Annotated in this window: 11 protein-coding genes; 4 read left to right on the top strand and 7 right to left on the bottom strand. The window is 70.5% G+C overall.

What is annotated here, in order from left to right; translation table 11 throughout:
* Nucleotides 1-52: 52 nt before the first annotated feature.
* Complete coding sequence (locus CWC38_RS03490) at nucleotides 53-1,651, bottom strand: ABC-F family ATP-binding cassette domain-containing protein (RefSeq protein WP_121845439.1); 1,599 nt, start codon at nucleotides 1,649-1,651, stop codon at nucleotides 53-55.
* 230 nt (nucleotides 1,652-1,881) lie between these two features.
* On the opposite strand from CWC38_RS03490, the gene CWC38_RS03485 reads away from it, so the two are divergent.
* Genes CWC38_RS03485 through ypfJ form a run of 4 tightly spaced genes read left to right on the top strand, consistent with a single transcriptional unit; the run spans nucleotide 1,882 to nucleotide 4,938 of the window.
* Nucleotides 1,882-2,514, top strand: a complete 633-nt coding sequence (locus CWC38_RS03485) for a biotin transporter BioY (RefSeq protein WP_121845438.1) — start codon at nucleotides 1,882-1,884, stop codon at nucleotides 2,512-2,514.
* Nucleotides 2,515-3,258, top strand: coding sequence for an energy-coupling factor ABC transporter ATP-binding protein (locus CWC38_RS03480; RefSeq protein ID WP_240625026.1), 744 nt, complete (start codon nucleotides 2,515-2,517; stop codon nucleotides 3,256-3,258). It begins immediately after the preceding gene.
* Nucleotides 3,255-3,986, top strand: coding sequence for an energy-coupling factor transporter transmembrane component T family protein (locus CWC38_RS03475; protein ID WP_121845437.1), 732 nt, complete (start codon nucleotides 3,255-3,257; stop codon nucleotides 3,984-3,986). The genes CWC38_RS03480 and CWC38_RS03475 overlap by 4 nt, the downstream gene beginning before the upstream one ends.
* A gap of 43 nt (nucleotides 3,987-4,029) precedes the next feature.
* Nucleotides 4,030-4,938, top strand: a complete 909-nt coding sequence (gene ypfJ, locus CWC38_RS03470; protein ID WP_121845436.1) for a KPN_02809 family neutral zinc metallopeptidase — start codon at nucleotides 4,030-4,032, stop codon at nucleotides 4,936-4,938.
* On the opposite strand, the gene CWC38_RS03465 is transcribed toward ypfJ, so the two are convergent.
* The 6 genes from CWC38_RS03465 to CWC38_RS03440 all read right to left on the bottom strand — a co-directional run bounded on the left by CWC38_RS03465 (nucleotide 4,935) and on the right by CWC38_RS03440 (nucleotide 11,248).
* Nucleotides 4,935-6,206 (bottom strand): alpha-hydroxy acid oxidase, encoded by a 1,272-nt coding sequence (locus tag CWC38_RS03465; protein ID WP_121845435.1) that lies wholly within the window; start codon nucleotides 6,204-6,206, stop codon nucleotides 4,935-4,937. The two genes, ypfJ and CWC38_RS03465, sit on opposite strands and share 4 nt — an antisense overlap.
* A gap of 141 nt (nucleotides 6,207-6,347) precedes the next feature.
* The gene (locus CWC38_RS03460) at nucleotides 6,348-6,704 is read right to left on the bottom strand and encodes a metal-sulfur cluster assembly factor (RefSeq protein WP_121845434.1); all 357 of its coding nucleotides are present in this window, start codon (nucleotides 6,702-6,704) and stop codon (nucleotides 6,348-6,350) included.
* 35 nt (nucleotides 6,705-6,739) lie between these two features.
* Nucleotides 6,740-7,504: a Fe-S cluster assembly ATPase SufC gene (gene sufC, locus CWC38_RS03455; RefSeq protein WP_121845433.1), complete on the bottom strand. Its 765-nt coding sequence runs from the start codon at nucleotides 7,502-7,504 to the stop codon at nucleotides 6,740-6,742.
* 93 nt (nucleotides 7,505-7,597) lie between these two features.
* Nucleotides 7,598-8,899 (bottom strand): Fe-S cluster assembly protein SufD, encoded by a 1,302-nt coding sequence (gene sufD / locus CWC38_RS03450; protein ID WP_121845432.1) that lies wholly within the window; start codon nucleotides 8,897-8,899, stop codon nucleotides 7,598-7,600.
* 1 nt (nucleotide 8,900) lies between these two features.
* On the bottom strand, nucleotides 8,901-10,376 hold the full coding sequence (gene sufB, locus CWC38_RS03445) for a Fe-S cluster assembly protein SufB (protein ID WP_121845431.1): 1,476 nt from the start codon (nucleotides 10,374-10,376) through the stop codon (nucleotides 8,901-8,903).
* A complete protein-coding gene (locus CWC38_RS03440) occupies nucleotides 10,373-11,248 on the bottom strand; it encodes a helix-turn-helix transcriptional regulator (protein WP_500683894.1) in 876 nt (291 codons plus the stop codon). The genes sufB and CWC38_RS03440 overlap by 4 nt, the downstream gene beginning before the upstream one ends.
* Between the last annotated feature and the right edge of the window lie 56 nt (nucleotides 11,249-11,304).

The raw sequence follows: 11,304 nt of genomic DNA, 5'->3' as shown, positions 1-11,304 counted from the left end.
GTACCAGGGGGGGCGGCGTCGTCCGCCGCGCGGTGTCAGGTGGGGCGTGGCCTCAGGCCAGGCTGATGAGGTCCTGGTACTCCTGGCTCCAGAGGTCCTCCACGCCGTCCGGGAGCATGACCACGCGCTCGGGCTCCAGGGCCTCCACGGCGCCCTCATCGTGGGAGACCAGGACCACGGCACCCTCGTAGCTGTGCAGGGCGTTGAGGATCTCCCGGCGGGAGGCGGGGTCCAGGTTGTTGGTGGGCTCGTCCAGCAGCAGCACGTTCGCGGAGGACGCCACCAGCGTGGCCAGCGCCAACCGGGTCTTCTCACCGCCGGAGAGCACCCCGGCGGGCTTGTCCACGTCGTCGCCCTGGAAGAGGAAGGAGCCGAGGATCGTGCGCACCTGGGTGTCCGCGAGCTCGGGGGCCGCGGACTTCATGTTCTCCAGCACGGTGCGGGAGGTGTCCAGGGTGTCGTGCTCCTGCGCGAAGTAGCCCAGCTTCAGCCCGTGGCCCGCCACCACCTCGCCGGTGTCCGGCTCGGCCTGGCCCGCGAGCATGCGCAGCAGGGTGGTCTTGCCCGCACCGTTGAGCCCGAGCACCACCACGCGGGAGCCGCGGTCGATCGCGAGGTCCACGTCCGTGAAGATCTCCAGCGAGCCGTAGGACTTGGACAGCCCCCTGGCCGTGAGCGGGGTCTTGCCGCAGTCCGCGGGCTTGGGGAAGCGGATGGCGGCCACCTTGTCCTGGACGCGCTCGCCCTCGATGCCCGCCATGAGCCGCTCGGCGCGCCGGATCATCTGCTGGGCGGCCACGGCCTTGGTGGCCTTCGCGCGCATCTTGTTGGCCTGGTCCATGAGCACGCCGGCCTTCTTCTCGGCGTTCGCGCGCTCGCGCTTTCGGCGGGCCTCGTCCTGCTCGCGCTGCTTGAGGTAGTTCTTCCAGGTCATGTTGTAGACGTCCACCACGCAGCGGTTGGCGTCCAGGTACAGCACCTTGTTGGTCACCATCTCCATGAGCCCCACGTCGTGGGAGATCATGAGCACCCCGCCCTGGTAGGAGCGCAGGAACTCGCGCAGCCACACGATGGAGTCGTGGTCCAGGTGGTTGGTGGGCTCGTCCAGCAGCATGGTGTCCGCGTCCGAGAACAGGATGCGGGCGAGCTCCACGCGTCGGCGCTGACCGCCGGAGAGCGTGTGCAGCGGCTGGTCCAGCACGCGCCCGGGGAGGTTGAGGTTGTTGGTGATGGTCGCGGCCTCGGACTCCGCCGCGTAGCCGCCGCCCGCGAGGAACTCGGACTCCAGGCGGTCGTAGCGGCGCATGGCCTTCGCGCGCACGGCGTCGTCCTCGGAGGCCATCTCCTCCTCGGTGCGGCGCAGCTTGGAGATCACGCCCGCGAGGTTGCGCGCGGAGAGGATCCGGTCCCGCGCGAGCTGGTTCATGTCCTCCACCTTGGGGTCCTGGGGCAGGTACCCGATGGAACCCGTGCGCGTGACCTCTCCCGCGGCGGGCAGGCTCAGCCCGGCCAGCACCTTGGTCATGGTGGTCTTGCCGGCGCCGTTGCGGCCCACCAGGCCCACCTTGTCGCCCCTGTCCACACGGAAGTTCACCTCGTCCATGAGCAGGCGCGCGCCCGCGCGCAGTTCGAGGTTCGTCACGGTGATCAACGGAGCAGGGCCTTTCGTGGGACGGTCGCACCACCGGTTCCGGGGCGTCCCGTGGGGCGACGCCGCGCGCGGCGGGCAGGGGCCGGACGGTCTCCGGGCAGGTGGGTGCCCCGTGTCAGCGGGGAACCTGCCCAGTCTACCCGGCGGTGCAAGTCGGGCCCCCTGGCCCGCCCGCCGCTCCGGGTGCTGCCACCGCGGGACGACGGCGCACGGCCACTAGACTGCACGGCATGACTGAACCCGCGCGTCCCTCCCCCGCCGTCTCCTCGTTCGACCTGGCGAACATCGCCGTCTTCGCCGCCCTGACCTGTGTCCTGGCGCTGGTCCCGGCGGTCCCGGTGGGGCCCCTGGGTGTGCCGATCACCCTGCAGACGCTCGCGGTGTTCCTCACGGGCATGGTGCTGGGTGGCTGGCGTGGTTTCCTGGCGCTCTCCCTCTACGTGGTGGTGGGGCTGCTGGGCGTGCCGGTGTTCGCGGGCTTCACGGGTGGCCCTGCGGTCCTCGTGGGACCGTCCGCGGGCTACCTGCTGTCCTTCCCCTTCGCCGCAGCCCTCGTGGGGTGGCTCTCCCACCGCAGCGTGCGGGTGGAGCGGGTGCGCCGCCGCGAGGGATCCAGCGCGGTGGACCCGGACCGTCGCAGCGCACTGTGGGTCAAGCTCTTCGGTGCGGGTCTCGCCGGCCTGGTGCTCTCCCACCTCGTGGGCATCGTGGGCATGGTGGTCAACGGCGGTCTCGCCATGCAGGCGGCCGTGGTGGCGGACCTCGCCTTCATCCCCGGTGACGTGCTCAAGGCCCTGGTGGCCGCCCTCGTCGCCGTGGCCGTGCACCGCGCGTTCCCGCGCATGGCCGGGGCGGTCCTCTGAGTGCAGGCCCCGCCGCTGCCCGGGCAGGGGACCTCGCTCACCTGTGACGGGGTCACCGTCGCGCTGGAGGGCCCCCGCGGTCCCGTGACCGTGCTGGACGGGATCTCGTGCGAGTTCACCGCGCCCCGCACCGCGGTGATCGGTCTCAACGGCTCGGGCAAGTCCACGCTGCTGCGGCTGTTCAACGGTCTGGTCCCGCCCGCTGCCGGCGCGGTGCGCACCCACGGGGTGGACCCCGTGGCCGATCCCCGCACCGCCCGCTCCCTCGTGGGCTTCGTGTTCACGGACCCCGCCTCCCAGATCCTCATGCCCACCCCGCTGGAGGACATCGAGCTGTCCCTGCGCCGCGCGGTGGCCGACCGGCGGGAGCGTTCTGCACGGGCCCTGGACTGGCTGCGGCGCATGGGTCTGGCGGAGCGCGGCCACCACAGCGTGTTCGACCTCTCCGGCGGTGAGCGCCAGCTCGTGGCCCTGGCCGCCGTGCTCGCCGTGGAGCCGCGGGTGCTCGTCCTGGACGAACCCACCACCCTGCTGGACCTGCGCAACCGGCTGCGGCTGCGCGAGCTCCTGGACTCCCTCCCCCAGCAGCAGCTCGTCAGCACCCACGACCTCGATCTCGCCGCCACCGCCCAGCACGTGGCCGTGGTGCACGGCTCACGAATCATTGCGCAGGGACCTCCGGAGGACGTCATCCCGCGCTACCGCCACTGGTGCGCCCACGGCTTCCCGGACGACGCCGCATGAGCGGTTCCCCGGACGTGCGGGCGTCCCGGACCGGCACCGCCACTGCGCACGGTTCCCGCCCCCGCCGTCCTCGACCGCACTGTCCTCGCCCGCGCCGCCACCGTCCGCGCCGCTCTACCGGGCGCCGCGACGACCTGCTCGGCACCTACGTCCCCGGGCACTCCGTCCTGCACCGCTGCCCCCTGTGGCTCAAGGCGCTGCTCCTGCTCGGACTGGGTGCGGCGGTCATGGTGCTCCGGGCGTGGCCCGTGTCCCTGGGCATCCTGGTCCTGACCGCGGTGCTCTCCGCGGGCTGCGGGTTCGGGCTGCGGCGCTGGGCGGTCTCCCTGCGACCCCTGTGGTTCCTGGTGCTCCTGCTCTCGGGCTACCACCTGCTCACGGCAGGGCCGGCCCGCGCGGCGGACGTGGTGCTCTCCCTGCTGGCCGTGGTGGCCCTCTCCCGGCTGCTGCTCACCACCACGGAGCTCCCGCGGCTCGTCGACGGTCTCGTGGTGGTGTGCTCCCCCGTGCGCCTGCTCGGAGCGGACCCCGAGCGGATCGGGCTCGCCGTCTCGCTCATGATCCGCTCGGTCCCCTGGCTCTTCGGTGTCCTCTCCACCCTGCGCGACGCCGCCGCGGCCCGCACCGTGAGTCCCCGGGCCACGCAGCTCGTCACGCCCGCGGTCATCGCCACCGTGGACTACGCCCACCGCACCGGGGAGGCGCTCGCCGCGCGCGGACTCGAGTGAGCACACGACCGGTCACCGGTTGCCGTGCGCCTATGCTTCCCCCATGAGCTTCAACGACAACTCACAGCTGGACGGCGGCCGTGTCGGCACCGGGGGCGGCGGCGGACGCGGCATCGCCGTGGGAGGCGGGCTGGGCGGCGTCGTCATCCTGCTTCTCGCCGGACTGTTCTTCGGCCAGGACGGGATCGACGCGCTGACCGGCGGCACGCAGCAGCAGACCACGGGGACGCAGCAGGTGGACTCCGGTCTGGAGGAGACCTGCCGTACGGGCGCGGACGCCAACTCGGATCCTCGGTGCCGCATGGTGGCCACCGTCCAGTCCCTGGACCAGTTCTGGGGCGGGTACTACCCGCGGGTCACGGGCGAGAAGTACACGCTGCCCGAGGTCATGCTCTTCACCGGCACGGACAGCACCTCGTGCGGCCAGGCGTCCTCCGCCACCGGACCGTTCTACTGCCCTCCGGACTCCACCGTGTACCTGGACACCGGGTTCTTCGAGCAGATGCGCACCGAGTTCGGCGCGGACGCGGACGCGCTGGCCCAGGAGTACGTGATGGCGCACGAGGTGGGCCACCACGTGCAGCACCTGCAGGGCACGCTGGGCCGGGCGCAGCAGGACCCCCACGGTGCCAGCTCCGGTGCGGTGCGCACCGAGCTGCAGGCGGACTGCTACGCCGGGATGTGGGCACACCACGCCACGGAGTCCGGCGGGGCGGTGCAGCTGCAGCCGATCACCCGCGCGCAGCTCTCGGACGCCATCGAGGCGGCCGGTGCCATTGGCGACGACCGGATCCAGGAGTCCACCCGCGGCCGCGCGAACCCGGAGTCCTTCACGCACGGCACCTCGGCCCAGCGCCAGGCGTGGTTCCTCACCGGCTACCAGACCGGGGACATCAGGACGTGCAACACGTTCGGCGCGCGGAACCTGGACCACCCGGAGGGGCTCTCCTAGACCCGGCTCCCGCTCTCCCGGCGGCTGGTCTCCTGGTGGCTGGTCTCCGCACGGGGCAGCCATGGCGCACGCATGCACTGCGGGCCGAGGTCCGCGACGGTGGCCGCGCCCATCAGAAGCATGGTGGTGCGGATCTGCTCCTCCAGGAGTTGAATCACGCGGGTGACCCCCTGCTCGCCCCCGGCCATGAGGCCGTAGAGGTACGCGCGGCCGATCAGCACGAAGTCCGCACCCGCGCACAGACCGGTGACCACGTCCGCGCCGGACATGATGCCCGAGTCCAGGATCAGGGGGACGTCCGGGCCCACCTCGTCCCGGATCTCGGGGAGGGCGGTCAGCGCCACCGGAGCGCGGTCCAGCTGCCGGCCACCGTGGTTGGAGACCACCAGGCCGTCCGCCCCCACGCCCAGGGCACGCCGTGCGTCCTCGCGGGTGAGGATGCCCTTGACGAACAGCTGCCCGCCCCAGTTCTCACGGATCCACGCGAGGTCCTCCAGGTTCAGCCCGGGGTCGAACATCGAGGAAATGAGGTTCGCGAGCGATCCGGAGGTGTCCGAGAGGGACGCGAACTTCAGGGAGTCCGTGGTGAGGAAGTTGAACCACCACTCGGGCCGGTAGGAGGCGTCCAGAACGGTCTTCGGGGTGAGGCGCGGCGGAATGGTCATGCCGTTGCGGGTGTCCCGCAGCCGCTGACCCGCCACGGGCGTGTCCACGGTGACCAGCAGCGTCGTCGTGCCCGCGGCCTTCGCCCGCTGCAGCAGATCCAGGGACGCCGAGTGGTCCCTCCAGAGGTACAGCTGGAACCAGCGCTGGGCATCCGGCGCGGCGTCCCGGACCTCCTCGATGGAGCGCGTGCCCATGGTGGACAGCGAGAACGGGATGCCCGCGCGGGCGGCCGCACGCACTCCCCCGATCTCCCCCTCGGAGTGCATGAACCGGGTGAACCCGGTGGGTGCGATCCCGAACGGCAACGCGCTGCGGTGCCCGGCAATCTGCGTGCTCAGGTCCGCGGTGGCCGTTCCGTGCAAGATGCGCGGCAGCAGCTCCACGGACTCGTACGCCTCGCGGCTACGGCGGTAGGTGAGTTCCTGGCCCGCGGCACCGTCCACGTAGTCGAAGGCCGGCCTGGGCGTGCGACGCCGCGCAATCCGGCGCAGCGCCTCCACGTCCGCGGCCTTCGCGAGCCGCGCCGCACGGCGGTCCGGGTTGAACGAACCGAACTGCATGAGGGGCCGGAGCTCGGAGAGCTGGGGCAAGTGGCGTCGCATGGGTCCTCCGGTGGTCGCGGAACGGGAACATCTGTCCCCCTCCACCCTGGCGCGCGAGCGGTGCGAGCGCAATGACGAACGGCACGGCACCGACCGCGGGGGCGTGTGCCGTGCCGTTCGCCAGTGTCCGGGGACGGGACCTCAGATGTTGAAGCCCAGGGCCCGCATCTGGTCGCGGCCGTCCTCCGTGATCCGCTCCGGACCCCACGGGGGCATCCAGATCCAGTTCACGTGCCACTCGTCCACGGCCGGGGACAGGTTCTGGGCCACCTGCTCCTCGATGACGTCCTGCAGCGGGCACGCCGCCGTGGTGAGCGTCATGTCCAGGCGCAGGGAGTCGTCGTCCTGGTACTCCAGGCCGTAGAGCAGGCCCAGGTCCACGATGTTGACGCCCAACTCGGGGTCGATCACGTTCTTCAGCAGGTCCGTGACCTCCTCGACCGAGGCCTGGCCCCGGGGGCCGGTCTCCGCCGTGGCGGTGTCGGTGGAATCGCTCATGGCGTTCTCCTCGGAGTGTGGTGTGCGCCGGACGCCTACTTGGCGGCGGCCTGCACGTAGCGGTCGTAGCCCTCGTTCTCCAGGCGCTCGGCCAGCTCGGGGCCACCCTGGTCCACGACGCGGCCGTCGGAGAACACGTGCACGAACTGCGGCTTGATGTAGCGCAGGATGCGCGTGTAGTGGGTGATGAGCATGATGCCGGTGTTGTCCTCGGCCAGGGCACGGTTGACGCCCTCGGACACGATCTTCAGGGCATCCACGTCCAGGCCGGAGTCGGTCTCGTCCAGCAGCGCGATCTTCGGCTTGAGGATCTCGAGCTGAAGGATCTCGTGGCGCTTCTTCTCACCGCCGGAGAAGCCCTCGTTCACGTTGCGCTGCAGCATGTCGTTGTCGATCTTCAGCTTGTCCATGGCCGCGCGGACGTCCTTGGTCCACGTGCGCAGCGAGGGGGCTTCGCCGTCCACCGCGGTCTTCGCGGAGCGCAGGAAGTTGGAGGTGGTCACGCCGGGGATCTCCACGGGGTACTGCATGGCCAGGAAGAGACCCGCGCGGGCACGCTCGTCCACGGACATCTCCAGCACGTCCTGCCCGTCCAGCGTCACGGACCCGGAGTCCACCTGGTACTTGGGGTGGCCGGCGATCGTCGACGCCAGGGTGGACTTGCCCGAGCCGTTGGGGCCCATGATCGCGTGCACCTCACCGGAGTTGATGGTGAGGTCCACGCCCTTGAGGATGGGCTTGGTGGACTCGTCGTCCAGGATGACGGACGCGTGGAGGTCCTTGATCTCCAGAGTTGACATGCGGTGCTTCTCCTTGGGTTTCGTGGGCACCGGCCCGCTCTCGGGCGCGGTGCGGAATTCTCTGTCTCGGGGACGACGGCGCTGGGCCGGTTCTCAGTTCTCGGTGCGGGCGAGCTCGTCCTCCAGGGACGCGCGCAGCTGCTCCTCGAGCGCCTCGACGCCCACCTGCTGGATGATCTCGAACAGGAAGCCGCGGACCACCAGGCGGCGGGCCTGGTCCTCCGGGATCCCGCGGGACATCAGGTAGTACAGGTGCTCGTCGTCCAGCTGCCCCGTGGTGGAGGCGTGCCCGGCGCCGGCGATCAGACCGGTCTCGATCTCGAGGTTCGGCACCGAGTCCATGCGCGGACCGTCGTTGAGGATCAGGTTCCGGTTGAGTTCGTAGGTGTCGGTGCCCTCGGCCTCGGCACGGATGAGGACGTCCCCCACCCACACGCCGTGGGCGTTCTCGCCCTGCAGCGCGGACTTGTACGTCACGCGGGAGCGGCAGCGCGGCACGGAGTGGTCCACGAACAGCCGCGACTCCAAGTGCTGGCCGTCGTCCACGAACGTGAGGCCGTACATCTCCACGTCGCCGCCGGGAGCGGTGAAGCGGGTGGACGGGGTGACCCGCACGAGGTCACCGCCCAGGCTCACGAGCACGTGCTTGAACGTGGCGTCACGGCCCAGCTGCGCCTGCTGCGAGGAGGCGTGCACGGAGTCGTCCGTCCACTCCTGCAGGGACACCACCGTGAGGTTGGCCCCGTCCGCCACGGCGAACTCGACGTTCTGGGCCAGCACCGCGGTGCCCTGGTGGCGCAGCACCACGAGGGCACGGGAGCTGGTTCCCGCCTCCACGACGACGTGCTGGGCCGCAGGCTCCTCGGAGCCGCCGGTGATCGTCACGATCACGGGCTCCGCCACCTGGGCGTCGGCCGGGACCGAGACCACGGTGGCCTCGGAGAACGAGGACCACGCGTTCGCGGCCACCCGGTCGTCGGGAATCCCCGCCGAGCCCACGCGCGAGTCGTCGCGCGGCACCGAGGTGACCTGCACGGCGTCGTCCCCGGAGACGGAGACGGTGGGCGCGGGGCCCTGCAGTGCGGCGTCGTCGAGCCCGCGCAGGCGCTTGATGGGCGTGAAGCGCCAGTCCTCGAGCTTGGTGCTCAGCGGCGGGAAGTCCGCGACGTCGAAGGAGCGGGTGCGGCCGGCGCGGGAGGAGTCCGGAGCCGCCGAGCCGTCACCGTTCACGGCACCCTTGAACTCGGGCTCACCGGCCTGGTTGCGGCCCTCCTGGAGGGTCTCGCCCTCCTGGCTCATGCCCGGGATGGCCACGCGGTCCTCACCCGTGGGGACCCCGTTCACCCGCTCGTCGGCGTCCTGTGCGTTGCGGGCGCTCTGTTCAGTGGTGGACATATCAGCCAACGGATCCTTCCATTTGCAGTTCGATGAGACGGTTCAGCTCGAGCGCGTACTCCATGGGCAGCTCGCGGGCGATCGGCTCCACGAAGCCGCGCACGATCATGGCCATGGCCTCGTCCTCGGGCATGCCGCGCTGCATCAGGTAGAACAGCTGCTCCTCCGACACGCGGGAGACCGTGGCCTCGTGGCCCATGGTGACGTCGTCCTCGCGGATGTCCACGTACGGGTACGTGTCCGAGCGGGAGATCGTGTCCACCAGCAGGGCGTCGCACACCACGTTGGACTTGGAGTGCGTGGCACCCTCGCGGACCTGGACCAGGCCGCGGTACGCGGAGCGGCCGCCGTTGCGGGCCACGGACTTGGAGACGATCGAGGAGGACGTGTTCGGGGCGATGTGCACCATCTTGGACCCGGTGTCCTGGTGCTGGCCCTCACCGGCGAAGGCGATGGAGAGGGTCTCACCGCGGGCGTGCTCGCCGGTCATGTAGACCGCCGGGTACTTCTGGGTGACCTTGGAGCCGATGTTGCCGTCCACCCACTCCATGGTGGCGCCCTCGTGGGCGATGGCGCGCTTGGTCACCAGGTTGTACACGTTGTTGGACCAGTTCTGGATGGTCGTGTAGCGCACGCGGGCGTTCTTCTTGCAGATGATCTCCACCACGGCGGAGTGCAGCGAGTCCGTCTTGTAGATCGGCGCGGTGCAGCCCTCGATGTAGTGGACGTAGGAGTCCTCGTCCGCGATGATCAGCGTGCGCTCGAACTGGCCCATGTTCTCCGTGTTGATGCGGAAGTAGGCCTGCAGGGGGATGTCCACGTGCACACCCTTGGGGACGTACACGAACGAGCCGCCGGACCACACGGCCGTGTTCAGCGCGGCGAACTTGTTGTCGCCCACGGGAATCACGGTGCCGAAGTACTCCTCGAAGAACTCGGGGTGCTCCTTCAGCGCGGTGTCCGTGTCCATGAAGATCACGCCCTGGGCCTCCAGGTCCTCGCGGATCTGGTGGTACACCACCTCGGACTCGTACTGGGCGGCCACGCCGGCCACCAGGCGGTTGCGCTCCGCCTCGGGGATGCCGAGCTTCTCGTACGTGTTGCGGATGTCCTCCGGCAGCTCCTCCCAGGAGCCCGCCTGCTGCTCCGTGGAGCGCACGAAGTACTTGATGTTGTCAAAGTCGATCCCGGAGAGGTCCGCGCCCCACGTGGGCATGGGCTTGCGGTCGAAGAACTTCAGGCCCTTCAGACGCAGCTGCGTCATCCAGTCCGGCTCGCTCTTCTTGGCCGAGATGTCCCGGACCACTTCCTCGTTCACGCCGCGGCGCGCGGAGGCGCCGGCGTCGTTCTTGTCGGCCCAGCCGTACTGGTACTGGCCGATCCCCTCGAGCTCCGGGTTCATCTCCAGGATCTCGGAAATCGTGGTGTCGCCTGTCATGCTGCCCGCGTTCTCCGCGGGCACGATGCGCTCGGTCATGACAACCCTCCCTGTCGTGCGGTTGTGTGGTTGGTGGAGTTCGTGTGGCCCGCGCGCAGCTGCAGCGGGACGTGTGTGGTGCAGACGTGGGCGCCGGCCGCCATGGTGGACAGCCTGCGGACATCCACGTCCAGCAGCTGCGAGATCAGCTCGGTCTCCTGCTCGCAGAACTCGGGGTACTCGTTCGCGATGTCCTGGATGGGGCAGTGCCCCTGGCACAGCTGCGCCGAGCGCAGGGCCACGCCCTTGGGACCTCGCGGGGTCACGGTGGTGTGGGAGGCCACGAAGCCGTCCCGGCTCATGGCGGCGCTCAGCGCGTTGAGCCGGGCCTCGACGTCGGGCCCCGCCGCCTCCACCTGGGGGAGGTAGCGCTCGCGCCAGCGTCCGATCTCCTCGGAGACGAACCTGCTCACGAGCTCGTCGCCGCCCGCGCGGCCCATGGTGGCCAGCGCCCGGCTGGCGAGGCCGCTGTAGTCGTGCCCGAGCTGCTCGTGCCCCCCGGGGGCCACCACGTAGCGTCGTGCCGGGCGACCTGCTCCGGACCGAGAGCCGCGGACCATGGAGACCTCCACGATCTGCTCCGCCTCCAGGGCGTCGAGGTGACGGCGCACCGCAGCGGGCGTCAACCCGAGGTCCTTCGCGATCTGGGCTGCGGAGATGGGCCCGTGGGCCAGCACCAGCGAGAGCACCCGCGAGCGGGTGGTGTCATCCTGGTCCGTGCGGCCCGCGGCGGCGCGGTCCGTGGCAGGTGAACTCATGCTCAGTGCAACATCCTTCGGCGGCGTGTGCGGGTGAGAGGGAATGGAGCGGCGGCTGCCGGTCGTTCCCGGTCCTGCCCCGGAGGTGTCTCCGCGAGCTGGGACGCAATACATAACGAGGGTATGCCGTTATCCATTCCCGGCCAAACGGTCCTCCGCCGGGAACGGGG

The organism is Kocuria tytonicola (assembly GCF_003687455.1).
Classification (GTDB): Bacteria; Actinomycetota; Actinomycetes; order Actinomycetales; family Micrococcaceae; genus Kocuria; species Kocuria tytonicola.
Note: the sequence above shows the minus strand (reverse complement) of the source record. Positions and strands in the feature narration are given on the sequence as shown.

What these genes read in the sequence shown, in the direction of transcription:
- sufD (WP_121845432.1), bottom strand. Translation starts at nt 8,899, where the DNA reads ATGTCCACCACTGAACAGAGCGCCCGCAACGCACAGGACGCCGACGAG.
- CWC38_RS03465 (WP_121845435.1), bottom strand. Translation starts at nt 6,206, where the DNA reads ATGCGACGCCACTTGCCCCAGCTCTCCGAGCTCCGGCCCCTCATGCAG.
- CWC38_RS03460 (WP_121845434.1), bottom strand. Translation starts at nt 6,704, where the DNA reads ATGAGCGATTCCACCGACACCGCCACGGCGGAGACCGGCCCCCGGGGC.
- CWC38_RS03485 (WP_121845438.1), top strand. Translation starts at nt 1,882, where the DNA reads ATGACTGAACCCGCGCGTCCCTCCCCCGCCGTCTCCTCGTTCGACCTG.
- ypfJ (WP_121845436.1), top strand. Translation starts at nt 4,030, where the DNA reads ATGAGCTTCAACGACAACTCACAGCTGGACGGCGGCCGTGTCGGCACC.
- sufB (WP_121845431.1), bottom strand. Translation starts at nt 10,376, where the DNA reads ATGACCGAGCGCATCGTGCCCGCGGAGAACGCGGGCAGCATGACAGGC.
- CWC38_RS03475 (WP_121845437.1), top strand. Translation starts at nt 3,255, where the DNA reads ATGAGCGGTTCCCCGGACGTGCGGGCGTCCCGGACCGGCACCGCCACT.
- sufC (WP_121845433.1), bottom strand. Translation starts at nt 7,504, where the DNA reads ATGTCAACTCTGGAGATCAAGGACCTCCACGCGTCCGTCATCCTGGAC.
- CWC38_RS03440 (WP_500683894.1), bottom strand. Translation starts at nt 11,248, where the DNA reads ATGTATTGCGTCCCAGCTCGCGGAGACACCTCCGGGGCAGGACCGGGA.